Genomic DNA, 23373 nt, shown 5'->3' on the forward strand with positions numbered 1-23373 from the left:
TTGCCATGGCCCGTCATCTCGACGGGCCATTTCCTGTTCGGACTATTTCGATAGGTAGATTGACTGGATTTTCTTGGCGATGTTGCTGAAGGCATCGATCAGCTCCGAGGAGGACGTCGCCTGATAGTAGTTGCCGTCACTGGCACATGAAGCCATGTTCTTGGCGCCGGTTGAGCTGTTGCTGTTGCCGAAATAGACGCCGAAAATCTCGATCCCCGAAGTCTTCATGGCCTCGCAGAGCGCACGGGATGATGTGGAAGATTCGTTGCCGTAGTATTCGCTTTCCGATTTTTCGTCCCACTCATATGCTGCAACTTCTTCCCATTTACATTTTTTCTTTTTCTTGCCGTTTTTCTTGATCTTAGTCCAGCAGACTTGTTCCCAGGCAGTCGTTTCATCAATCGCGTAGTACCGATTGTTGTCGCCGTCCGTCATGATGACCGCGAATTTCAGAACGTCTTCGTTGTCATAGGCTTCCGGTGCGCTTGCCGCTGGCCAGACGTCCTTGTAGTTGGGAGACAGGCTGTTCCATCCCCATGTAATTCCGGTCTGGCCGGCGGTGCCGCCATTGTCATCCAGCGCCTCGATGGCGTCGATCAGCTCTTCCCTGTCGGGCGTCAGCGGAATCATTTCGGAGTCCGACGAGCAGTTCCAGCTGCCGCCGCCGTAAAAGACATTCATGGGCGGCGGATCGGTTTCATCGTAATAATCGTAGGAGTCATCGGTGTATTTGACGTCATATTCTTCGGACCCGTCATCGTAGTCCTCGCGCTCGGTGACACAGACGCTTCCATCCGAATACCCGTATGCGCCCCCCTTCACCTGATCGGCATAGTCTCCGAGATTGACACCCTGACTATAGGGAACCAGGGAAATGCGGACCTTGCTGTCTTCTTCGTCGAGATCTTCCGGAATGAGAATATTGACAAGGCTGGCAGACGCCGTTCGAAGCGTGTCCATGTCGGATCGCATCGAACCCGTCACATCCACCACCAGCGCCAGTTCCACGTCAAACCTGGAAAATGTGACCTGGGCACTGGTGCTGAAGGCAAAGAACGAAGGGCCGAGGCTCTCTTTCATATACCCGCCGAGGTCGACGAAATAATTGTCCAGGGTCGCTGACGAAGTCGCGGTTACGAGTCCATTGTCCGTGTCGACAACAAAATCGAGATTTTCAATCGCCTCTTCCAGGAATCCCTCACCGTCCAGATTGGCTCTGAACGAATCGGTCAGGGCAGCCTGTATTTCGTCATTATCCATGAAGGAGGTGGAGAGCTCCGCAGCTAAGGACAGCGCAGCTGAATCGAGGGCGTAAGACAGTTTTTCCCTGGCACTAACGGACCGGGAGACATCGACGGCTGCGCCCATTATCACAATCATGAGGATGACCATGATACCGAAGAGCGGCAACACGGCACCGTCCCGATCCGCGCCGAAGCGCTTCAGGAGGTTCCGGACCAAATTGATAGTGTCGTTGTACATATCTGCCTCACGGTGAGAAGAGACAGTTATTACAAAAAGGTACCTATTGTATTAAGCTGAAGTTAGATAAAATATTAACAAAAAGTTAAATTAAGCAAGAAGTATCCATAAGACTCCAGAGTTTCCCTTGAAAATATACTGAAATCAAGATCCGTACAGTGCAGAGCGTACCGGAAAAATGCGGATAGTCATCGGGTCAGGGCCCGCACGGGTTCGACCATCAATTGGTCGCTTCCCGACGGTTCACGGCTCCAGTTCGGTATCCCAATAGAGAAAATCGAGCCAGCTTTCGTGAAGATAGTTTGGCGGAAAACCACGGCCGTTGTTATGCAGGTCCTGAATGGTCGGCTGAAACGGCATATGCATCGGCCACATGTTCAGTTCCTTGCACGACTTGTTGGACTTGCGCAGGTTGCAGGGCGAGCATGCGGTGATGACATTGTCCCAGGTGGTCAGCCCGCCTTTTGAGCGTGGAACAAGATGGTCAAAGGTCAGCTCGTCCTTGGAGCTGCAATACTGACACTGGAATTTATCGCGAAGGAAGACATTGAAGCGGGTAAAGGCAGGATATCGGCTGGGCTTGACGAAGGTTTTGAGCGAGACGACGCTGGGCAATCGGAATTCGAAGCTCGGACTTCGGACCGCGACGTCATATTCAGAAACGATGTTCACCCGATCCAGAAACACCGCCTTTATGGTGTCCTGCCAGGACCACAAAGACAATGGATAGTAACTCAAAGGCCGGTAATCCGCATTGAGCACCAACGCCGGATGAGCTCCCGACGAAACCGCTATCGTCACCTTCCGCTCCTCAAACCCTGAGCACCCGCATTCGCATGAATACGATCCGGATACTTTCACACCTCATGCTCGATCAACGCAGTCTTTCCAGTGGTCCCACCTGAAAACCGGGTCGATCTTGCCGGAATTTCCGTCGTCCGGTCAATTGGACAGCGGAATATGTCCTTTTGTGACGGGAGTATTGTAGTGCCGAGGTGACAGTCTTGTGAAGCCCGGTAGAATCATTTCTGACGTCAACTGCGGAAGAGGAGAGGACGGCAATAGTATTTTGGTAAAGCTCTGAATCGCTTAACCTAATTGGACAGTCCCGGCAGCAGGGTGACGAAATTGCGGGCACAAAGCAAAAGGGCGCCCGCAGGCGCCCTTTCGAAATTCCGGTTGCCGTCCCGAATCAGTTGACGGTCCAGCCGCGGATGTCGACGAAGTGACCCGCGATCGCCGCCGCCGCCGCCATGGCAGGAGAAACAAGGTGGGTACGGCCCTTGTGGCCCTGCCGGCCCTCAAAATTCCGGTTGGAGGTCGAGGCGCAGCGCTCACCGGGCTTCAGCTTGTCGGCATTCATCGCCAGACACATGGAACAGCCCGGCTCACGCCATTCGAAACCGGCATTCTTGAAGATGACGTCCAGGCCTTCTTCTTCGGCCTGTTCCTTCACCAGTCCGGAGCCGGGCACCACCATGGCGCTCACACCCGCCGCGACCTTGTGATCGCCGATCACGGCAGCCGCCGCTCGCAGGTCTTCAATACGTCCATTGGTGCACGAGCCGATGAACGCCCGGTCGATCCGGATATCGGTGATCTTCGTGCCTGGCTCGAGACCCATGTATTCCAGTGCCCGTTTCTTGGACTGACGGCGGTTCTCATCCTCGATAGCATCCGGGTCCGGCACGACGCCTTCCACGGAAACAACGTCTTCCGGGGAGGAACCCCAAGAAACGATCGGCGGCAGCTTGGCCGCATCGAGTTCCACAACCTTGTCGAAATAGGCACCTTCATCCGTATTCAGGCTCTTCCAGTAGGCCAGCGCCATATCCAGGGCTTCGCCCTTGGGAGCTTTTGGACGGCCCGTGATATAGTCGAATGTGACTTCGTCCGGTGCGATGAGGCCCGCGCGGGCACCGGCTTCGATGGACATGTTGCAGACCGTCATCCGGCCTTCCATCGACAGGGACCGGATGGCTTCTCCGGCATATTCGATGACATAACCGGTTCCGCCGGCCGTTCCGATCTCGCCGATGATCGCCAGAACGATGTCCTTGGCGGTCACGCCGTCCGGGACCTGCCCGTCGACCTTCACAAGCATATTCTTCGCTTTTTTCTGGATCAGCGTCTGCGTGGCCAGCACATGTTCGACTTCAGACGTGCCGATACCATGGGCGAGGGAGCCGAAAGCCCCGTGAGTCGAGGTGTGACTGTCGCCGCACACGATGGTCATGCCGGGCAGGGTGAAGCCCTGTTCCGGCCCAATGATATGAACCACGCCCTGACGCATATCGAGTTCGGAGTAATATTCGACGCCGAATTCAGCCGCATTCCTGGCCAGGGTTTCCACCTGCAGCGCGGATTCCGGATCATCGATACCGTGGCTGCGGTCCGTGGTCGGAACGTTGTGATCGACAACCGCCAGGGTTTTCAGCGGCTGCCGCACCTTCCGGCCGGTCATGCGCAGACCTTCGAAAGCCTGCGGACTGGTGACTTCATGCACCAGGTGGCGATCAATATAAAGCAGACCGGTGCCGTCCGGCTGCATGTCGACCACGTGGTCGTCCCAGATTTTGTCGTAAAGCGTCCGTGCCTTGACCATGGGTCTCTCCTCACTCCGTCCGGTTCGGCCGCGCCGTTTGTCACAGCGATCGCATTCGGCCTGCACGCCTGCCTCCATCGGGGACGGCAGAACGGCATCTTGTAGAATTCAGATAGTGAATGACGCAGCTCCGCATCAAGGTCAAGCATTGCGAGTTGAGCTGAATTCAACTGGGATTGACCCGTCCGCTGCGTCTGTCATGCCGGCGGATATCAAAAAGGCGGCCCTTGAGGCCGCCTTTCGAAACCGGAATTGCCACGTGGGCTTATTCGGCTGCGGTCTCCGCAGCTTCCTGCTCGGCCTTTTTCGCTTCGGCTTTGGCTGCCTTTGCAGCGGTGGCTTCGGCGCGGACTTCATCGTTGAGCCGCTTGGAGCGCACATTGGTGTTCTCCACGATACGTGCGGACTTACCGCGACGGTCGCGCAGGTAGTAGAGTTTCGCACGACGGACCTTACCGCGGCGAACGACCTCAACACCTTCCAGCATCGGTGAGAAGATCGGAAACACACGTTCCACGCCTTCACCGTAGGAAATCTTGCGAACCGTGAAACTTTCGTTGATGCCGCCGCCGGAGCGGGCGATGCACACCCCTTCGTAAGCCTGGGTACGGGTACGGGTACCTTCGGTGACCTTCACATTGACGCGAACGGTGTCACCCGGCGAAAATTCCGGCAGCTTGCGCTGCTCTTCGATTTTCGCCATTTCGTCGGCATTCAGTTGCTCGATGATATTCATGGCATGTTTCCCTTTTCATTTACAAAGCGGTCAGAGCGTTCTCCGAAAGTCAGGGAACGAATTCACCAGCTCTGGGCCATGTTGCATATCCGCCGGATTTTCATGAGATTTCCGGAAACCCCGGAGCTCATTGTCGAAAAGCAGGTCCCCCGAAAGGAGACATACCTTCGCCCAGCTTCCGCGGGCGTATACAGGAGTTATCCGCGAATGTCATGCGGATTCTTCAATCCACGTCGTCCTCGTCCGCCATATAGGCTTCCCACAGATCCGGCCGCCGTTCGCGCGTGAGGCTTTCGGCTTCCGCCATACGCCACTCGTGGATCTTCCGGTGATTGCCGGACGTCAGCACCTGCGGAATGGACAGGCCCTCGAAGTCAGCCGGGCGGGTATAGTGCGGGTGTTCCAGCAATCCCGTCTCGAAGCTCTCCGTCTCGGCACTTTCCATGTTGCCCATCACCCCCGGGATCAGCCGGACGACCGCGTCGAGCAAGGTAAACGCGGCAATTTCGCCTCCGGAAAGAATGTAGTCGCCGATGGAAACCTCCTCCAGGCCGCGCGCATCGATGACCCGCTGGTCGACCCCCTCGAACCGGCCGCAGATGATGATCGCGCCGGGTCCCTCCGCAAGCTCATGCGCCCGCGCCTGCGTGAACGGCCTCCCGCGAGGGCTCATCAGCAGTCTCGGACGCGGATCCCCGGCTGGGGAGGCGGCATCGATCGCCTTTGCCAGTATGTCCGCCCTGAGAACCATCCCGGCTCCTCCACCGGACGGAGTATCGTCCACGGAACGGTGCCTGTCCGTTGCGAAATCGCGGATCTGGCTAGCCTCCAGCCGCCACAGGTCCTTCTCAAGCGCCCGCCCGGAGAGACTGTGTCCGAGCGGCCCCGGAAACATCTCCGGATAAAGCGTCAGAACTGATGCTGAGAAGGTCATGAGTGTCCCTGCCGATAATCGCGCGCCGGTACTTTAGACCACTCCTGAACCTGATTCTTGAGCGTCTTGTGCCCGCTCATCGCACGCTTCCTAACGGGGTTTCGCCATTTCCCATGCCATTTCAACTTCATTTATGAGTTTACGCCCTAGGAAACTGTTAACCAGACCGACAAAAGAAATCCGGTCAACGGGTTATTTTATCCAGGAGAAAGTTCTGGTTAAGGGTCCGTATGCGATCGTTGAGAATTAAGTCAACCGGATATTCCACAGTGCCCAAATTCCCTTCATTGCGAGTGAAGATCCCCGCGTTTTTACAGGACAGGATCGACCGGCACTATCTGGATATTTCCTTCAGCCGCGTCGCACCGCTGGCCGTATTGATAATTTTCGGCGTCCTGGCGGGGCTGGTGTTCAACACCGGCGTCGGGCACCCTTACGACAAGGTCATCCATATTGGATTTTTTGCCCTTTTGACCCTGAGCATCCATGCCCTTTTCTGCTGCCGCTTGCGCATTTCCGCGGTGCTGGCCTTCGGCCTGGGAATCGCTGGTGAAATTGTCCAAGGGCTTCTGCCACATCACGAAATGTCGCTGTCCGACACTGTCGCCAACGGCGTTGGGGTAGCGCTGATCGTTGCGCTGATCGCGCTTATCCGCTCGGAGAGCAGGCAGGCCGTTCAGGATGAGCAGCCGGAAGAACTGAACCTGGGTCAGATGGGGCTTGAACCGGTGCCGACACGCTATTTCTCCGGTCAGCCTTCGGAAGGTTCCGGCTCGCCTTCGGAAAAATAGTTTTCCGGCAGGTCTACATTCAGGCGCTTTTCCGCAAGACTGACTTCCGGCACGAATTCCCTGGTGAACGGGATGTAGAATGTCCCGCCCCGCCTGGGACGGATTTCCAGGAGATCCCCGGCGCCGAAGTCCTGCACCGAAATGACTTTCCCAAGCGTCTCACCGGACTGGTCGATGACCGCGAGACCATTCAGGTCCGAATAGTAGAATTCGTCTTCCCCGGCCTCAGGCAGTTGATCCCGGCGGATATATAGCTCAACGCCGTTCAGCTCTTCCGCCTGGTTCCGGTCAGCGATCCCCTTGAATTTGGTGATCACGACCGTCTTCTTCGCGCGCGCGCTTTCAACTTCGAATGAGCGTGTGCCGTCCTTCGTCGTCAGGACGCCGTAATCGGTAAAGGAAAGCGGGTCGTCACCGAACGGTTTGACCCGGACTTCGCCACGAATGCCATGGGCCGCGCCGATCAGGGCCATCAGAACTCTTTGATCGTCCGATATGCTCATCTCAGCTGATCCCGAACCCTGCCGCGCCCTCACGGGCGCGGACCGGTTGCTCTTGTGAACAGGTCAATTCGACCATGATCGCTGCGCTTATTCAGCAGCGGCTTCTTCAGCTGCAGGTGCCTCGGGAGCAGCTTCTTCCGCAGGCGCTGCGGCAGCTTCTGCTGCTGCCTCATCGGCAAGACGCTTGGCTTCCAGGCGCTCTTTCGCCTTTGCACCCGGCTCGGCTTTCTTCGGATTGTTGCGCGCGTCACGCTTCAGGAGGCCAGCGGCATCCAGGAAACGGTGAACACGGTCGGTCGGCTTGGCGCCGGTGCCGAGCCAATACTGAATGCGCTCCACATCGAGCTTGACGCGGTCTTCGGAATCCTTCGGCAGCATCGGGTCGTAGGAACCGACCTTTTCGATGAAGCGGCCATCACGCGGAGCGCGGATGTCTGCAATAACGATGCGGTAATACGGGCGCTTCTTGGAACCACCACGTGCCAGGCGAATTTTTGTAGCCATGTTATTTTCTCCAGTTTTTCAGTTGCCGGCTTCAGCGGCAATGGCTTCATGATGCCGGATCACTTCGCGAACGATGAAGTTCAGGAATTTCTCGGCAAAATCAGGATCGAGGTTGGCGTCGGAGGCAAGCTGCCGCAGCCGCTCGATCTGAATCTTTTCCCGCGCCGGGTCGGCCGGCGGCAGGTCGTTGGTTGCTTTCAGGACGCCGACTTTCTGGGTACATCTGAACCGTTCGGCCAGCATGTGGATCAGCGCCGCGTCGATATTGTCGATGGACGCCCTGAGCGCTTTCAGTTCTTCCATGGCCGGGCTTTCACCCAGCTGCGTTTCGGCTTCGCTCGTGCTCATCGTTTCTTGCCCTTGCCCATACCCGGCAGGCCGGGCAGTTTCGGACCGCCAAGGCCCGGAAGACCCGGCATGCCAGGCGGCAGCCCGGCGCCGCCCAGTCCACCGGGCAACCCTCCAGCCATGCCGCCCGGCAGACCTTTCGGCAATTCCATGCCACCCGGCAACTGGCCGGATTTGGCCATTTCCTCAAGCTCTTTCGGATCGACATCCGGCATGCCGCCGCCCATGCCGCCCATCAGCTTGCCGAGCATGCCTTTTTTCTTGCCCATGGACTTCATCATGTCGGCCATCTGGCGATGCATTTTCAGAAGCTTGTTGACTTCGGCCACCTGAACACCGGATCCGGCAGCAATACGCTTCTTGCGGCTCGCCTTCAGAATATCGGGCTTGCGGCGCTCAACAGCCGTCATCGACTGAATAATCGCGACCTGGCGCTTGAACACCTTGTCGTCGATATTGGATGCCTCGATCTGCTTTTTCATTTTGCCGACGCCCGGCAGCATGCCCATCATGCCGGCCATGCCGCCAAGTTTTTCCATCTGCTTGAGCTGCTCGGCGAGATCGTCCAGGTCGAATTGACCCTTCTGCATCTTTTTCGCCATCTTCGCGGCCTGCTCCGCATCGATGGCTTCAGCCGCCTTTTCAACCAGCGAAACGATGTCGCCCATTCCCAGGATACGGTCGGCGATCCGCTTGGGATGGAAGTCTTCCAGCGCGTCGGATTTTTCACCCGTCCCGATCAGCTTGACCGGCTTGCCCGTCACCGCCTGCATGGAAAGGGCGGCGCCACCGCGGCCGTCGCCATCCATACGGGTGAGGGCGATGCCGGTGATGCCGACACGCTCGTCGAAGCTCTTGGCAAGATTGACGGCGTCCTGACCGGTCAGCGAATCAGCGACCAGCAAAATTTCATGAGGCTGGGCGGCGGTCTTGACGTCGGCCATCTCCACCATCAGCGGCTCATCGATATGGATGCGGCCGGCGGTATCCAGCATCACCACATCGTAGCCGCCGAGCTTGGCGGCGGACATCGACCGTTTGGCGATCTCGACAGGTCCCTGACCCTCGATGATCGGCAGCGTATCGATGCCGTTCTGTTCACCCAGCACCTTCAACTGTTCCTGGGCCGCCGGACGGCGGGTGTCCAGCGACGCCATCAGCACCTTGCGCTTGTCGCGCTGGGTAAGACGCCGTGCGAGCTTGGCGGTTGTGGTCGTCTTGCCCGAGCCTTGCAGGCCGACCATCATGATCGCCACCGGCGCCGGCGCGTTCAGGTCGATCGGCTGAGCTTCTTCACCGAGCATCTCGACAAGCTGATCGTGAACGATTTTCACGACCATCTGGCCCGGTGTCACGGATTTGACGACTTCCGCACCAACTGCCCGGTTGCGGACCTTGTCGGTGAAGGACCTTACGATCGGAAGGGCAACGTCAGCCTCGATCAGCGCGCGGCGGATCTCGCGCAGCGCTTCGTTGACGTCATTTTCCGAAAGCGCACCACGGCCGGTGAGCTTGTCGAAAATACCACTTAGTCGATCGGACAGGCTTTCAAACATCAATAGGTCCTTGAGCGTCGTCGGTTTCGGGAAGTCTCCCGAACCATATGGGCAGCCGTCCATCATTTCCAACCGGATCGAACTGCGCAAAGCAGTTTGACACCCGAGGGCGCATCGCGCTGTCGGGTGTTGACCTCCGGGAACTCTTTAAACCTGTGCGGGTCCCGGTCGGCGGATCGAATTTTTGCTCACTCATATGGAGTTGGAGGGTCTATGCCTGAAAGCATATGGAGAGTCAAGGAAGACGGCCCATTGTCCAGGACCGGCGCGACTTGTGTCCTATGGATCCGGGATAACCGTCTATGTCATCCCGGATTATTTCAGATCCCGCCGCGACGTCTCGTAGTGCGCGGACGCTTCGTAATAGTCGTTGAAGCCGATCCTCTGCCGAAGCTCCTTGAAATCCATAAGATCAGGCGTGCGGTCCTGATCCGTCTTCAGTTTCTCCAGCGTCGTCACCATCGCCTTCATGGCGCTGGCCATCAAGGTCAGCGGATAGGCGGCGATCGCATAGCCGATGTCCTGAAGTTCCCGGTGCGACAGGTCCGGCGTCTCGCCGCCCTCTACAATATTCGCCATTTTCGGACCCGGCAGCTCGCGGCAGATTTCCGACATTTCATCGACGGTTTTCGGCGCTTCGACGAAGAGGATATCCGCGCCGAGTTCCCTGAATTTCGCGGCCCGGGTGATCGCCTCGCCAAGACCGTGGTCGTGACGGGCGTCGGTGCGTGCAAGGATCAGTATATCGGCGCCCGCCTCCTTGGCATCCTGCGCCGCCCGGATCCGGTCGAAAGCCTCCTCCCGGCTCACCACCGCCTTGCCGGGCGTATGACCGCATCTTTTCGGCGCGGCCTGATCCTCGATCATCACCGCCGCCGCGCCGGCCTTTGCCATTCCGGCAACCGTCCGGCGCACATTCATGGCATTGCCGTAGCCCGTATCGCCATCGGCCAGCAGCGGGATCCGCACGGCGTCGGTGATATTCCGTGCCTGATCGAGCACCTCACCATAGGACATCAGCCCGAGATCCGGCTCTCCGATACGCGATGCCGAGGCGGCAAACCCGGACATGAAAGTCAGATCGAAACCCGCCTGTTCGATCAGCTTCGCCGACAGCGCGTCATAGCAGCACGGCATGACATGAAGCGTGTCTTGCGCCAGCAGGGCGCGGAGAGTTTCGGCCGGAGACGGCATGATCAGAAAACCTCAGAGTTTGAAGGGGATATACAGCGCAAGGTCGGTCCATACGTAAAGAATGGCCGCCGAGAGCAGCATTATCAGCAGGAACGGCAGCACACCGCGTGAAACATCCGTCAGGCTGGCCTTGGCAACCGACTGAATGACATAGAGATTAAGCCCGACCGGCGGTGTGATCAGCGCGCATTCCACCATCACCACCATGAAGACGCCGAACCAGATCGGGTCGAAACCGAGCAGCATCGCAGCGGGCAACAGCACGGGCGTCATGATCAGAACCATGGACAGTGCCTCGAACACAAGCCCCATGATCAGGAGCACGACCGAAACCACCAGGATAAAGGCAAGCTGCGTATCAATGTTCTGGCCGATGAAGACCGAAATCTCCTGCGGAATCCGATAGAGCGTGATTGCCTTGCCGAACACCTTTGCACCGGCGACGATCAGAAGAATGGCCACCGTCGTTGCCATGCTCTCGAAGATCGCCTCGCGGAAACCGGTCCAGCTCAGGCGTCGCATCGCCAGCGTGATCACCAGTGCACCGGCAAGACCCAGCGCGGCTGCCTCCGTCGGCGTCGCGGCACCGGTATAGATCACCCCGATGACATATGCCGCCAGCAGGACAGCCGGCAGGGCCCTGAGCGTCGCCCGCAAACGTTCGGGCCATTCCGCCGCCGGCTCCGGCGTAAATCCGCCGAACCAGCGCGCATAGATCATTGAAAAGGCAATGAACAGCACCACCAGTAAGATCCCCGGCCCTATTCCGGCCAGGAACAGGTCCAGCACCGACTGCTCGGTCACGAAAGCATAGACGATCATCGGGATGGAAGGCGGGATCAGAATGCCGAGAGTACCGCCGGCCGCCAGCAGCCCGTAGACGAACCGCCGCTGATAGCCGCGGCCGATCATCTCAGGTATCGCCACGGTGCCGATTGTCGCGGCCGTGGCGACGGAGGATCCTGAAATCGCGGCAAAGATACCGCAGGAGATGATCGTGGCGACCGCAAGGCCGCCCGGCCAGTGGCCGACCCAGGCGTGAACAGCCGCGAACAGGTCCCGGCCGACACCCCCTTTCAGCAGAATGTTAGACATCAGCAGAAACAGCGGTACGGCCAGCAGGATGAAGCCGTCGAGGGTCGACAGGATCGCCTGTGGCGCCATCAGGGGCGAAAATCCGCCGAGCATCAGCAACGCCAGGCCAAGCCCGCCCAGCGCAAACGCCACCGGCACCCGGATCAGCAACAGCGCGAACAGCGCTACGAGGATAAGCACGACTGTCATGCGGAAACCTCGCCGTCCCGTTTGGTTTCAACGTCGCCATGTCCACCCGGCGTCCGCATGAGTTCGATCAGCGCCTGCAGGAACAACAGCGAAAAACCGACCGGGATCGCCAGTTCCGATACCCAGGTCGGCATATCCAGCATCGAACCGGTGGTTCGGCCGCGCTCGAAGGACTCAAGGAAGATGCCGCCACCCTTCCAGGCGACGACGGCGCTGAGAAGCGCGACGACGGCCATTGACAGCAACCGGCAGACAGTTTTCGCCAGTGGACCCATCCGGTCGGTCATGACATCCACGGCGATGTGACGGTTGGCCTGAAGCAGCCAGGGCATGGCGATCATGGTTCCCCAGATGAGGCAGAGCTGGGACAATTCCGCGGCCCAGATGGTCGGGGCCACGAACAGATATCGCGCCGTGACCTCGTAGGTCAGCATGCCTCCGGCGGCGAAAAACAGCAGCGCCGCGATCCAGGCAAGCGCCTTCAACAGATGCGAAAAGGTTTTCATGGCATTCCCCGGCACCGGGAGCTGCAGCCACCGGAGGGTTCAAATTCGAATATAGTGTCGGAAGCTGGCGGCAGCCGGCAGAACATCCGGCCGCCGCCAAAAGGTGGTGTTTCCGCGTCAGAGTTTTTTTGCCGCGTCCATCACTGTCTTGCCGAGATCGCCGGACTTTTCGACATAGGCGTCGTAAACTGGCTGGCTGACCGCTTTCCAGGCTTCGAGCTCATCCTGCGTCGGCGCATAGATGGTCATGCCGTTTTTCTCGGCCTCCGCATAAGCCTCGGCCTCGATTTTGGACATCCGGTCGCGCACATCCGCCTCTGCCTTAAGCGCCGCGGCTTCGATGATTGCCCTGTGCTCTTCCGGCAGCCCGTTCCAGAAATCCGTGTTCACCACAACGATGAACTCGATATCGGCATGGTTGGTGACGGTGATCGTATCCATCACCTCCCACAGCTTGCGGGATTTGACACCGGAGACGCCTGTCATGCCGATATCCACCGTGCCGCGCTGATAGGCAAGATATTGTTCTGAGCCGGAAATCAGCGTCGGTGCACCTTCGGCAGCCGTAACGAAGTCGCCGAGCGTCTTGCCGAAGACCCGCACTTTCTTGCCCTTCATGTCGGCCGGAGTTTTGACCGGACCGTCTTTGGAAAGCATGATCGCTCCGCCATAGGCCTGCCACCACAACACGGTGGAACCGGTTTCCGCGATGGCTTCGTCGAGAGGGCCGCGTACCGGCGAGCCGGGTGCTACAGCCGCGCGTACCTTCTCTTCCGTGTCGAAGAGAAACGGCTGATAGAAGATGTCGACCGCGGATACGTCGCCGACATAACGCGTCAGCGAAGCGACCCCCATCTCGATAGCGCCGGAGCCGACCGCAGCCGGGACTTCCTTGTCCTTGTAGAGCTGCGCGGAATCATAGATTTCAACGGCAATATCGCCGTTCGAGGTCTTTTCAACCTCCTCCTTGAAGAGCTGAAGATTCTGGCCCAGATGGCTCGTCAGCGGCAATTGCAGCGAAATACGCAGCGTCGTATCGGCAGCCTGCGCCGAACCGGCCGACAGGCCGAGTGCCACTGCGGCGCCCAGCGCCCAGGATAATACTTTCATCTTGTTCCTCCCAAAAAAGCCTTTCGCTTCAGATACGAAAGGACTCGGCAGCCACTCTTGCAAAAGCACATTTCATGGTCAATACGGCTGGAAGGCTTCCTGCGAGAATGCGCCTGCCGCCACCCGGGGATCCGCTTCCTTGCATTTTGCGATGCACGAGCAGATAAGAACCTTATCTGAAACCGCACGACTGCCCTGCAGACAGCCGTCCATTCCGGATGCTCGGTAAATGAATTTTCGAGCCATAGCCTTACCTATCGGCCGTTTGCTCATTCTGATTTCCCTGTTGATGATCGTCCCCGCAATTGCCGACGCATTTGCAGCGCATCCGGATTGGCGAGTCTTTCTCGTGTCCGGTCTGGTTCTGGGAACGGCCGGTCTGCTGATGACAATGGCTTTTCGGGGAGAAAAACCGCCGACCCATTTTCGCGAGGCGATTGTGTTCGTAAACGCCTCCTGGTTCGCTTTTTCCTTCGCCGGAGCCGTTCCCTTCTATTTCAGCGGTCTGGGAATCAGCTTTACGGACGCGTTTTTTGAAGCCGCCTCGGGACTGACCACAACCGGTTCGACGGTGCTGACCGGCCTTGACGAATTTCCACCCGGCATCCTGCTGTGGCGCGCCCTGCTGCAATGGGTCGGGGGAATTGGGGTCATCGCTCTCGGAATCTGGCTGCTGCCCGGGCTGAGGGTCGGCGGCAGCCAACTCTTTGCGCTGGAATCGTCGGAAAAAACCAGCAAGCCTTACGGCAAGATCGCGCCGTTCGTCTATCGGCTGCTCCTGCTTTACGGCAGCCTGACCCTCGGGTGCCTGATTCTCTACCGACTTTGCGGCATGAGCATATTCAACGCCATCGTCCATTCCATGACAACAGTCTCGACGGGAGGCTTCTCCACCTCCGACCGGTCCTTTTCGCAGTTTTCCGGTACAGCGGTCTATTGGGTCGCAAGCCTGTTCATGCTCTTGTCCAGCCTGCCGTTTCTCTATCTGATCAGGAGCCTGGAACGCAGACATTTCGACAGGAACGTTCAGATCGGTCTTTTGCTTTTCTTCGTGACCGCGGCCTCCTTCAGCGTCTTTTACTTCGAACGTTTCATCGTCCATGACACACCGTTCCACATGTTCACGCTGGCGGTGTTCAATGTTGTCTCCGTCATCACGACGACCGGCTACGCCGCCAATGATTATCTGCAGTTCGGACCGGCCGTGATCGCTATCTTTTTCGTCCTGACCTTCTTCGGAGGCTGCAGCGGCTCGACTGCCGGCGGCTTCAAAATGTTCCGTATCGCGATCCTGAACAGCTATGTGCACTCTCTGTTGCGCAGGATCGTACGCCCGCACCGGATTGTGGAGCCGCACTATCAGGGACATGCGGTCTCCGGCAACGTTCTGGAGGGAGTTCTGGTTTTTGCTGTTCTTTACGCCGGTGCCTTCGCGGCATTTTCCGTGATCTACATGATGCTGGATCTCGATCTGGAGACCGCATTGAGCGCATCGATCACGGCTTTGGCGAATGTCGGCCCCGGTGTCGGCAATATCATCGGCCCGTCAGGAACATTTCAGACGTTGCCGGATACCGCCAAGTGGTTCCTGGCGGTGGAAATGATTATCGGTCGGCTTGAGATCATAGCCGCAATTCTGTTGCTGACGCCGGACTTCTGGCTCGACTGACCGCACAGAAAACCACTGCCGGGATATTCTTCCCGGCAGTGGTCAGGTTATCCGGCTGCGGGCACAGCGGAAGGTGTAACTGCCCGAAACCGGAATTACGGCTGGACGGCTGCGAATTCGTCCGGATCGAGAAGGCTGTCCTGGTTCATGTCGGCGGCAATGAAGTCGTCCTGGGACAGGCTCGGCACTGCGGCCGAAATTTCTTCGAAGGTTACGAACCCGTTCTGATCGCTGTCGACAGCATCAAACGACATGCCCTGTGCGAGCGCTGCGGTGGAAACTGTGAAAGCACCGATAAGAAGAGCAGCTGTAAGACGTTTGGACATGAAATGACCTCCAAGGGTTTGGTTTTCAGGCTTGTCCGCGCCGGTGAGCATCTATCGGCCCAAGCTGGCAAGCCTTGCGTTCCGTCCATCCACCGAGCCCCTGCGACCCGCTGAACCGGAACACCCAGACACTGCTTGCAGATCCCGGCTGCCGAAGGGCTGCTCTTGGGAAAGGTCACGGCATTGTTGTGACTGACAATGCCAATTCAGCCATCGGCCGGTCGAAATCATGTCACTTTCGACGGTTTCAGGCGGATGTACGGCCGCAAATTACAATCAACGCGTTTGTTCCCGCTATCCGGCCGGGCACTCAGGCATAATCCCGCGCGCCGAAAATCGCCGAACCAACACGAACACAGGTCGCACCGAAGCCGATGGCGGTCTTGTAATCTGAGGACATGCCCATGGAGAGCTGGTTCAAGCCGTTGCGCCCGGCGACCTTTTGAAGAAGCGCGAAATGCTCTCCCGGCGCTTCATCCACGGGCGGAATGCACATCAGCCCGACGATATTCAGGCCAACCTCTTCCCGGCAATCCTTGACGAAAGCATCGACATCCCTGGGAGCGATGCCCGCCTTTTGAGCCTCTTCGCCTGTATTCACCTGAATGAAACAGGGCAGATCCCTTCCCTGCCTGTCCATTTCCGCTTTCAGGGCCCTGGCGATTTTCGGCCGGTCAATCGTCTGAATGACGTCGAAGGTCGCCACGGCCTCCTTCGCCTTGTTTGATTGCAGCGGCCCGATCAGATGCAGCTCGATCCCGTCAAATTCTTCACGCAGCGCCGGCCATTTGCCCATAGCCTCCTGGACCCGGTTTTCACCAAAGATACGCTGTCCAGCCGCCAGAACAGGGCGGATGACATCCGCGTCATAGGTTTTCGAAACCGCGATCAGGGTAACCGCCCCCTCCTTGCTGCCATATACGGTCTCGGAGCTGCGGATATCGGCCTTGACCTCTTCCAGACGTTCGGTTGCAGACACCATGAAATGCTCCAGTTGGACGGCAGTTTTGAATGGGAGACGGTACCGGCAAGGGGACGAGACGCCGGTCGCCATCCTGTCACCTCTTAGCAGATTCATGAAAATCCCTTCAAACTCTTCTTGTTGTTCCTCTCATTTGCAGGCCGGTCTTACGCTTTTATTCATTTCTTTTGCCCACCATCCGCCACCATGAACCAGCATCATTCCCGGAACAGCGAATGACCCCGGTTGGCGTTCGCGCATTTGCAGTGTTCTTCGCGCTCGTTCTCCAGAGCACCGCCGCGAAGTCGGAAACCTTCACCTTTGCAATCGGCGACTGGCCACCCTTCACGTCACGCGACGCGCCCGGCTATGGACTGCACGCACGAAAGGTCACCGAAACCTTCCGGGCTGCCGGACACGATGTTCACTACGAGTTCTTCCCATGGCTCCGCTCGTTGGAAATGACACGACACGGCAGCATGCCCGCGACTTTTTCCTGGATCTACAAAAAGGAAAGGACGGAAGACTTCATCTACCCGGAAACTCCCATAGATCTGGCCAGATATGTCTATTTTTACCGCGAGGACCGGTTCCCGGACGGCCTTGAAAACCTGACCTTCGAGGAAATCAAGTCACGCGGGCTGACGGTTGTCGGCATTCCCGGCTACTGGTACCAGGCACCACTCGAAAAAGCCGGTGTCCTCTTTCAGTCGGTACCTCAGGAAAAACAGGCGTGGAACATGCTCGCCCACGGCCGGGCGGACCTTTATATCGAAATCGACCGGGTTGGCCTGGCACACAGCCGCGCCGTGCTGACAGACGAATCGGAATCCATAGCAATGTCGGAACCGATCCGTATCTTTCCGCTTTACATTCTTTTCAGCAAAGCTCACCCGGAAGGTGCCCGGATGAAGGACATCTGGGACACATATGCTGCTCAGGCAGGTATTTCTCCTCCCGGATCTGCGATCCGATAGCTTTACGAATGCGGCATTGCGACATAAACAGGCAACAGCGAGATCAATCTCTTCTCACATGTTGACCCCGGACCTGATATCTGGTGACAGTCCGGCAGTCACTCTTTCAGGAATTCCGCCGGTTCAGGCGGCAGGAACAGACGGCGCATTTGATGGCAACGGAACGGTACAACGCGCGCGAAGTGGAAGCGCGCTGGCAGAAGATCTGGAACGACAAGGACGTCTTCGTCACTCACAACGACGATCCCCGCGAAAAATATTATGTCCTTGAAATGTTCCCCTATCCGTCCGGGCGCATTCACATGGGCCATGTGCGCAACTATGCCATGGGCGATGTCGTCGCCCGCTACAAGCGCGCCAGGGGCTTCAACGTTCTTCACCCGATGGGCTGGGACGCTTTCGGTATGCCGGCGGAAAACGCCGCCATGCAGAACAAGGTTCACCCCAAGGACTGGACCTACGAAAATATCGCCGCCATGCGCGACCAGCTCAAGATCATGGGTCTGTCCCTCGACTGGAGCCGCGAGTTCGCGACCTGCGATGTCGGTTACTACACCCAACAGCAGCGGCTCTTCCTGCAATTCCTCGAGGCCGGTCTGGTTTACCGCAAGAACGCCAAGGTCAACTGGGACCCGGTCGACATGACCGTGCTGGCGAACGAACAGGTGATTGACGGCCGCGGCTGGCGGTCGGGTGCGCTTGTCGAGCAGCGTGAACTGACCCAATGGTTTTTCCGCATTTCCGATTATTCGGAGGAACTGCTGGAGGCGATTGACGATCTGGACCGCTGGCCGGACAAAGTACGCCTGATGCAGAAGAACTGGATCGGCCGGTCGGAGGGCCTCCGCGTTCGTTTCGAATTCACGAATGCCGCACCGACGGGTGACAAGACCCTGGAGATCTTCACGACACGCCCGGACACCCTGTTCGGCGCGTCTTTCATGGGTCTCTCCCCCGATCATCCGATCTCGGTCAGACTTGCGGAGAACAATCCGGAGCTCAAGTCCTTCATCGAGGAATGCCGAAGGGTCGGCACCTCAGAAGAAGCGATCGAAAAAGCAGAGAAGAAGGGTATCGACACCGGTCTCCGCGTCAAGCATCCCCTCGACAACTCTGTCGAGCTGCCGGTCTATGTCGCCAACTTCATCCTGATGGACTACGGAACGGGTGCCATTTTCGCCTGCCCCGCTCATGATCAGCGCGACCTCGATTTCGCCCGCAAATACGGCTTGCCGGTCAACCCTGTCGTCCTGCCGAACGGGGCCGATCCGGCTTCCTTCGAGATCGGCGATGAAGCCTTTACCGATGAGGGCATCATCTTCAATTCGGACTTCATGAACGGACTGTCCATTCCCGACGCGAAGGAAGCCATTGCAGCCAGACTGGAGACAGTCACGGTTGACAGTGCTCCTCAGGCCGCGCGCCAGGTGAATTACCGCTTGCGCGACTGGGGAATCTCGCGCCAGCGCTACTGGGGATGCCCGATCCCGGTCATTCACTGCGATGACTGCGGTGTTGTTCCGGAAAAGGATGAGAACCTGCCGGTTGAACTGCCGGAAGATATCAATTTCGACAAGCCCGGCAATCCTCTCGACCGCCATCCGACCTGGCGCGAGACCACTTGTCCGAAATGCGGCAAGCCGGCGAGACGCGAAACCGATACCATGGACACCTTTGTGGATTCCTCTTGGTATTTCGCCCGCTTCACCGCTCCGGACTGCGACCAGCCGACCGATCCCGCGGCCGCCAACGGCTGGCTCCCGGTCGATCAGTATATCGGCGGCATCGAGCATGCGATTCTGCACCTGCTCTATTCACGCTTCTTCACAAGAGCGATGCAGAAGGTCGGTGCCCTGGACCTCAAGGAACCCTTCAAGGGTCTTTTCACCCAGGGAATGGTGACCCATGAAACCTATCGGCTTGGAGAGGGCGCCAACGGAAGCTGGGTCTCCCCTGCCGAAATCCGTATTGAGGACAACAACGGCAGCCGGCGGGCGGTTCTGCTGGAAACCGGTGACGAAGTCTCCATCGGCTCGATTGAAAAAATGTCGAAGTCGAAAAAGAACACAGTCGATCCGACAGACATTATCGACACCTACGGCGCGGATACCGCGCGCTGGTTCATGCTGTCCGACAGCCCCCCGGAACGCGACGTCATCTGGACCGAGGACGGTGTTCAGGGCGCCTGGCGGTTCGTGCAGCGCGTCTGGCGCCTGATCGGCGACATCTCGGAAAAGACCGAGCCGCGCGGCGGCAACGCCCCGGAAGTGTCCGGCAAGGCACTGGAGCTGCGCCGCGCCAGCCACAAGACCCTGGCCGCGGTTTCCAACGATCTGGAGAACCTTGGTTTCAACCGCGCGGTCGCGCGGCTCTATGAGTTCGTCAACACGATCGGCAAGGCTCTGAACGAAAACCTGGATGATACCTCGATGGAATATGCGGTCCGCGAGGCCGCGGATTTTCTGGTGCATATGATGGCGCCGATGATGCCGCATCTGGCGGAAGAATGCTGGTCCGCGATCGGTCACGACAACCTGATTTCCGAAGCCGGATGGCCGCAAACGGATGAAGCTCTTCTCGTCGAGGCGTCCGTCACCTACCCGATCCAGATCAACGGCAAGCGGCGCGGTGAACTGACCATTGCAAAAGAGGCTTCCAAAGAGGAGGTCGAAGCTGCTACCTTGGCGCTGGACATCGTTCAGAAGGCGTTGGCTGGAAGTTCGCCGAAAAAGCTCATCGTGGTACCGCAAAGGATCGTGAATGTCGTTGTTTGACAACATCTTCAGGAGCAGCAACATGCTTCGGCGCATTACCCTTTGCGCCGCCCTTGGCGTGGTCATGACGTTGAGCGCCTGTCAGGTACGCCCCCTTTACGGCACAAGCACCGGGGAATTCGGTGGTGGCACCTCACCTGTCACCGCGGAAATGGCGGCAATCGATCTTGATTCCATTCCCAGTCAGTTCGCGAACGACGATGCCTCACGGGTGCTCTATAACGAGCTTATCTACAGGTTTGAACGGGGTGCCGGTTCACCGGAGAAGAAGAGATACCGCCTGAAAGTGTTGATGGATGTCGGCAGCTCGGAAGTTGGTGTGGAACGGTTTGCGGACGTTCCCTCCGCCTACACGACAACGATGAACTCGACGTTCGTGCTCAGCGACCTCAACACAGACGAAACACTCCTGACCGGCCGGGCCTTCAAATCCGCGTCCTATGACTTTTCGAGTCAGCGCTTTGCCAACACACGGGCTTATCGGAATGCGCAGGAACGGGTGGCGAAGGCCGTTGCCGACGATATTTCAGCCCGGATTGCCGGATATTTCGCCAGCCGGTCCTGAGGTAGGAACCTGCAATCGGAAGCGATTGAGGCCTCACTGTTGACCCGTATGGACGTTCCGGAGCATTCTCCCAGCGGTCATCCGCACACGGGATGCTCTGGACAATAGCTAATCGTGGGAGCCCACCGGTCTTGACCGTCCTGAAAGCCGGAGAAATTGACCGTTATGTCTCCAACCCGCCAGCAGATGGCGGAGTCGTTCTGATTTTCGGACCCGATACCGGCCTCGTCTCCGAACGGGCAGCGCGTCTCGTCAAAAAGGCGTCGGAAGGCGAAGACGATCCGTTCAATCTCATCAAGATCGACGCATCCGACATCAGCTCGGATCCGGATCGATTGATCGACGAAGTACTGACCGTGCCCCTCTTTGGCGGGCGGCGGATCGTTTGGGTGAAGGACGCAAGCGGTAAAAATCTCAATCCCGCCCTGGAACCGGTCCTCAACCTGGCAGATTGGCAGACTCTTGTCGTTCTGGAAGCCGGCGACATCAAGAAAGGCGTCGGCCTCCGCAAACTCGTCGAAACCCACAAGCGCGCCGTCGCACTGCCCTGTTACGCAGACAACGATCGCGGCATAGATCAGCTGATCGACGACGAGACAAGGGAAGCCGGACTGACCATCACCCGCGAGGCCCGTTCCGCGCTGCACAGCCTTCTGGGTGGCGATCGCATGGCCAGCCGTGGTGAGCTCAAGAAACTCTGCCTTTATGCCCTCGGCAAGGGGAGGATCGAGAGCGAGGACATCGAAGCCATTATCGGCGACGCTTCGGCATTTGAGACCTCCGAGCTGATCGACGCCGCCGCATCCGGCAATCTTGGCCTGCTCGATCACGGTCTTGAACGGCTGTCGGAAGCCGGCTCCAAGGCCTCGGTGATCGCAAATCAGGCGCTGAAGCATTTCCAGCATTTGCACCGGATGCGAATCGATATCGACAGCGGCAGGAATGCGCAACAGGTCGTCGACAGCCAACGGCCTCCGATATTTTTCGCCCGCAAGGCGGGGTTCACGCAGCAGCTGCGCATATGGTCGCTGAAGGATCTCGAACGCGCGATGGGCATTCTCAGCGAAGCAACCCGAATTTCGCGGCTGAACGACGCGCTTGGGGTACCGGTTCTGTCCGAAGCGTTGCTGACGGTGGGCCGTGCCGCAAGAGCCCGCAACCAGCGGCGCTGATTCCCGTCGGGACCCGGCCGCCGATACCTTCGCCAGAGGGGGAACATCGCTCTCTTGTGCAACGAAATCAGACTGAATAGTATTCCGGAAATACCTATTAACAGGCGGTCGGCATGCTCGGTACCTGGCTTGATTTTACTTATGTTTTTCGAGATTCGGCATCGGTTCTCATCATTGGGACACCCGAACAGTTCGACTATGTTCTGAAGTTTCCGGGTATTGCCCGTCTTATCGTCAGAGACGGCGACGATTTTCTCGCACGCTTCAACAAACACCTTCTCATGATGACGGATGCGGAGATCCAGAAATTCAAATTCGCAACTTTGGAAGATGGCCCTTTATGCGTTCTGGAAGATGATCCAAAAGAGACAGTCGGGCGTGTCGCCAGGAAGATCGGACTCAAGTTCTGGGCGATCGAGCTGTCGCAGGATCTGTTTGACTATCTGAATCACCAATATTCTTTGGATGCGGAAGCTGAAAAAGAAAGACTGACTACGCTGGACGCAGGCACCGGTGCTGCTGCGGGCAGGGAAGATGTAGGCATTTTCAGCCTAGAGGAATTCGGAATCCTGGCGCTGGAAAAACTCAAGTCCAGTGCACAAGGCGAAGGCCCGCTTCCCAGCCTTGCCGATACTGTCGCAGCCCTGAAAAGTGAAGCAGACAGACAGGATTTCTTTTCCAAACTGGGCGTCGGTCAAAAAGCAAAGGTCAAGCTGGTCAACGGCAAGCTGTATGTCGTGATCACGGGCAGAGCCGGGTTGAGACCCCTCCTTCCGGGCATCAAGTTCCTGCCATCCAACCCCAAGGTGGCGGAGTTGGGCCTGGCATTGCAGGATCAGGTCAAAAATCTGAAATACGGGTTCAAACTCAACATAATCTTCACCGTCCCCATGGAACTGATATCGACATTTTTCGACGATGAACGGCAATGGAGAGACTTGCTCGGAACTTTTGCCACCACGGGAATCATTACGGTGATCACCCAGCTCATCATGTGGGCTATCGGCCTGACAACGGGACTCGTGATCGGCACGGGACTGGTTGCCTCGAGCAGCCTGATCGTGGGGGCGTTGGTTATTTCAGGAGCACTTGCCTATATTGCCAACGAATTGGGCCTGGACAGGAAAATAAACGACGCGCTTCAGCGCATTCCATCTCTCATAAACAAAGGCTGGGTCAAACTGGGTGAGAAGATCGAAGAGGCGATTATGTCGAAGAGCGATGTTCCGGACAGAAAACTGACCTTGCAGCTCATTGAAGATTCCCTGAAATACAACTTTTTCCCGGACATGCTGAAATACAGGTAGACCTGCCACGAACTGGAAAGCAGCCCGGCGAAACACCGCAGGTCTTTCCAGGCACCCACCGCATGGCAG

At 57.9% G+C, this 23373-nt stretch carries 22 protein-coding genes; 7 read left to right on the forward strand and 15 right to left on the reverse strand.

Annotated elements, in window-relative coordinates; all coding sequences use genetic code 11:
• Positions 1–42 precede the first annotated feature (42 nt).
• The 5 genes from OA90_RS05820 to trmD form a co-directional block, all read right to left on the reverse strand.
• Positions 43–1482 carry a TadE/TadG family type IV pilus assembly protein gene (locus OA90_RS05820; RefSeq protein ID WP_068408425.1) on the reverse strand — a complete coding sequence of 480 codons (1440 nt, stop codon included), beginning with the start codon at positions 1480–1482 and terminating at the stop codon, positions 43–45.
• A 243-nt stretch (positions 1483–1725) separates the two neighbouring features.
• Positions 1726–2283, reverse strand: a complete 558-nt coding sequence (locus tag OA90_RS05825) for an HNH endonuclease (protein ID WP_068408426.1) — start codon at positions 2281–2283, stop codon at positions 1726–1728.
• A gap of 391 nt (positions 2284–2674) precedes the next feature.
• Positions 2675–4087, reverse strand: a complete 1413-nt coding sequence (gene leuC, locus OA90_RS05830; RefSeq protein WP_068408429.1) for a 3-isopropylmalate dehydratase large subunit — start codon at positions 4085–4087, stop codon at positions 2675–2677.
• Positions 4088–4352: 265 nt separating this feature from the next.
• Positions 4353–4823, reverse strand: a complete 471-nt coding sequence (rplS, locus tag OA90_RS05835) for a 50S ribosomal protein L19 (protein WP_068408431.1) — start codon at positions 4821–4823, stop codon at positions 4353–4355.
• Positions 4824–5046: 223 nt separating this feature from the next.
• Positions 5047–5757 (reverse strand): tRNA (guanosine(37)-N1)-methyltransferase TrmD, encoded by a 711-nt coding sequence (trmD, locus tag OA90_RS05840; RefSeq protein WP_068408433.1) that lies wholly within the window; start codon positions 5755–5757, stop codon positions 5047–5049.
• Between the two features lie 269 nt (positions 5758–6026).
• On the opposite strand from trmD, the gene OA90_RS05845 reads away from it, so the two are divergent.
• Entirely contained in the window at positions 6027–6548 is a 522-nt protein-coding gene (locus OA90_RS05845; protein WP_068408435.1) for an antibiotic resistance protein VanZ, read from the forward strand.
• Here the strand turns inward: OA90_RS05845 and rimM are convergent.
• The 8 genes from rimM to dctP all read right to left on the reverse strand — a co-directional run bounded on the left by rimM (position 6509) and on the right by dctP (position 13553).
• Entirely contained in the window at positions 6509–7051 is a 543-nt protein-coding gene (gene rimM, locus OA90_RS05850) for a ribosome maturation factor RimM (protein ID WP_068408437.1), read from the reverse strand. The genes OA90_RS05845 and rimM overlap by 40 nt on opposite strands.
• Positions 7052–7138: 87 nt before the next feature.
• Positions 7139–7555, reverse strand: a complete 417-nt coding sequence (gene rpsP / locus OA90_RS05855; RefSeq protein ID WP_068408439.1) for a 30S ribosomal protein S16 — start codon at positions 7553–7555, stop codon at positions 7139–7141.
• A gap of 18 nt (positions 7556–7573) precedes the next feature.
• Positions 7574–7858: a chorismate mutase gene (locus OA90_RS05860; protein WP_068408777.1), complete on the reverse strand. Its 285-nt coding sequence runs from the start codon at positions 7856–7858 to the stop codon at positions 7574–7576.
• Between the two features lie 41 nt (positions 7859–7899).
• Positions 7900–9459 carry a signal recognition particle protein gene (gene ffh / locus OA90_RS05865; RefSeq protein ID WP_068408776.1) on the reverse strand — a complete coding sequence of 520 codons (1560 nt, stop codon included), beginning with the start codon at positions 9457–9459 and terminating at the stop codon, positions 7900–7902.
• Between the two features lie 315 nt (positions 9460–9774).
• The gene (locus OA90_RS05870; RefSeq protein ID WP_068408440.1) at positions 9775–10653 is read right to left on the reverse strand and encodes an isocitrate lyase/PEP mutase family protein; all 879 of its coding nucleotides are present in this window, start codon (positions 10651–10653) and stop codon (positions 9775–9777) included.
• A 12-nt stretch (positions 10654–10665) separates the two neighbouring features.
• Positions 10666–11937, reverse strand: a complete 1272-nt coding sequence (locus OA90_RS05875) for a TRAP transporter large permease (protein WP_068408442.1) — start codon at positions 11935–11937, stop codon at positions 10666–10668.
• Positions 11934–12443, reverse strand: coding sequence for a TRAP transporter small permease (locus tag OA90_RS05880; protein WP_068408444.1), 510 nt, complete (start codon positions 12441–12443; stop codon positions 11934–11936). Before OA90_RS05880 ends, OA90_RS05875 begins: the two co-directional genes overlap by 4 nt.
• Before the next feature lie 117 nt (positions 12444–12560).
• A complete protein-coding gene (gene dctP, locus OA90_RS05885; RefSeq protein ID WP_068408446.1) occupies positions 12561–13553 on the reverse strand; it encodes a TRAP transporter substrate-binding protein DctP in 993 nt (330 codons plus the stop codon).
• Between the two features lie 229 nt (positions 13554–13782).
• On the opposite strand from dctP, the gene OA90_RS05890 reads away from it, so the two are divergent.
• Positions 13783–15222: a TrkH family potassium uptake protein gene (locus OA90_RS05890; RefSeq protein WP_068408448.1), complete on the forward strand. Its 1440-nt coding sequence runs from the start codon at positions 13783–13785 to the stop codon at positions 15220–15222.
• 95 nt (positions 15223–15317) lie between these two features.
• On the opposite strand, the gene OA90_RS05895 is transcribed toward OA90_RS05890, so the two are convergent.
• Positions 15318–15548 carry a hypothetical protein gene (locus tag OA90_RS05895; protein ID WP_068408779.1) on the reverse strand — a complete coding sequence of 77 codons (231 nt, stop codon included), beginning with the start codon at positions 15546–15548 and terminating at the stop codon, positions 15318–15320.
• Positions 15549–15858: 310 nt separating this feature from the next.
• Complete coding sequence (locus tag OA90_RS05900) at positions 15859–16530, reverse strand: YggS family pyridoxal phosphate-dependent enzyme (RefSeq protein ID WP_068408450.1); 672 nt, start codon at positions 16528–16530, stop codon at positions 15859–15861.
• 215 nt (positions 16531–16745) lie between these two features.
• Here OA90_RS05900 and OA90_RS05905 point away from each other — a divergent pair, with 215 nt between their 5' ends.
• From OA90_RS05905 to OA90_RS05925, 5 genes are all read left to right on the forward strand, one after another.
• Entirely contained in the window at positions 16746–17486 is a 741-nt protein-coding gene (locus OA90_RS05905) for a hypothetical protein (protein WP_068408452.1), read from the forward strand.
• A gap of 152 nt (positions 17487–17638) precedes the next feature.
• Positions 17639–20260, forward strand: a complete 2622-nt coding sequence (gene leuS / locus OA90_RS05910) for a leucine--tRNA ligase (protein WP_068408781.1) — start codon at positions 17639–17641, stop codon at positions 20258–20260.
• The gene (locus OA90_RS05915; RefSeq protein WP_068408454.1) at positions 20247–20825 is read left to right on the forward strand and encodes a hypothetical protein; all 579 of its coding nucleotides are present in this window, start codon (positions 20247–20249) and stop codon (positions 20823–20825) included. The genes leuS and OA90_RS05915 overlap by 14 nt, the downstream gene beginning before the upstream one ends.
• 131 nt (positions 20826–20956) lie before the next feature.
• Complete coding sequence (gene holA, locus OA90_RS05920; RefSeq protein WP_082836867.1) at positions 20957–21997, forward strand: DNA polymerase III subunit delta; 1041 nt, start codon at positions 20957–20959, stop codon at positions 21995–21997.
• 113 nt (positions 21998–22110) lie between these two features.
• On the forward strand, positions 22111–23304 hold the full coding sequence (locus OA90_RS05925) for a hypothetical protein (protein WP_068408458.1): 1194 nt from the start codon (positions 22111–22113) through the stop codon (positions 23302–23304).
• Positions 23305–23373 lie beyond the last annotated feature (69 nt).

The organism is Labrenzia sp. OB1, from assembly GCF_001624695.1.
Classification (GTDB): domain Bacteria; phylum Pseudomonadota; class Alphaproteobacteria; order Rhizobiales; family Stappiaceae; genus Roseibium.

Coding starts and splice junctions, on each gene's coding strand:
- OA90_RS05820 (WP_068408425.1), bottom strand. CDS start 1,482: ATGTACAACGACACTATCAATTTGGTCCGGAACCTCCTGAAGCGCTTC.
- leuC (WP_068408429.1), bottom strand. CDS start 4,087: ATGGTCAAGGCACGGACGCTTTACGACAAAATCTGGGACGACCACGTG.
- rplS (WP_068408431.1), bottom strand. CDS start 4,823: ATGAATATCATCGAGCAACTGAATGCCGACGAAATGGCGAAAATCGAA.
- trmD (WP_068408433.1), bottom strand. CDS start 5,757: ATGACCTTCTCAGCATCAGTTCTGACGCTTTATCCGGAGATGTTTCCG.
- rimM (WP_068408437.1), bottom strand. CDS start 7,051: ATGAGCATATCGGACGATCAAAGAGTTCTGATGGCCCTGATCGGCGCG.
- rpsP (WP_068408439.1), bottom strand. CDS start 7,555: ATGGCTACAAAAATTCGCCTGGCACGTGGTGGTTCCAAGAAGCGCCCG.
- OA90_RS05860 (WP_068408777.1), bottom strand. CDS start 7,858: ATGGAAGAACTGAAAGCGCTCAGGGCGTCCATCGACAATATCGACGCG.
- ffh (WP_068408776.1), bottom strand. CDS start 9,459: ATGTTTGAAAGCCTGTCCGATCGACTAAGTGGTATTTTCGACAAGCTC.
- OA90_RS05870 (WP_068408440.1), bottom strand. CDS start 10,653: ATGCCGTCTCCGGCCGAAACTCTCCGCGCCCTGCTGGCGCAAGACACG.
- OA90_RS05875 (WP_068408442.1), bottom strand. CDS start 11,937: ATGACAGTCGTGCTTATCCTCGTAGCGCTGTTCGCGCTGTTGCTGATC.
- OA90_RS05880 (WP_068408444.1), bottom strand. CDS start 12,443: ATGAAAACCTTTTCGCATCTGTTGAAGGCGCTTGCCTGGATCGCGGCG.
- dctP (WP_068408446.1), bottom strand. CDS start 13,553: ATGAAAGTATTATCCTGGGCGCTGGGCGCCGCAGTGGCACTCGGCCTG.
- OA90_RS05890 (WP_068408448.1), top strand. CDS start 13,783: ATGAATTTTCGAGCCATAGCCTTACCTATCGGCCGTTTGCTCATTCTG.
- OA90_RS05895 (WP_068408779.1), bottom strand. CDS start 15,548: ATGTCCAAACGTCTTACAGCTGCTCTTCTTATCGGTGCTTTCACAGTT.
- OA90_RS05900 (WP_068408450.1), bottom strand. CDS start 16,530: ATGGTGTCTGCAACCGAACGTCTGGAAGAGGTCAAGGCCGATATCCGC.
- OA90_RS05905 (WP_068408452.1), top strand. CDS start 16,746: ATGACCCCGGTTGGCGTTCGCGCATTTGCAGTGTTCTTCGCGCTCGTT.
- leuS (WP_068408781.1), top strand. CDS start 17,639: ATGGCAACGGAACGGTACAACGCGCGCGAAGTGGAAGCGCGCTGGCAG.
- OA90_RS05915 (WP_068408454.1), top strand. CDS start 20,247: ATGTCGTTGTTTGACAACATCTTCAGGAGCAGCAACATGCTTCGGCGC.
- OA90_RS05925 (WP_068408458.1), top strand. CDS start 22,111: ATGCTCGGTACCTGGCTTGATTTTACTTATGTTTTTCGAGATTCGGCA.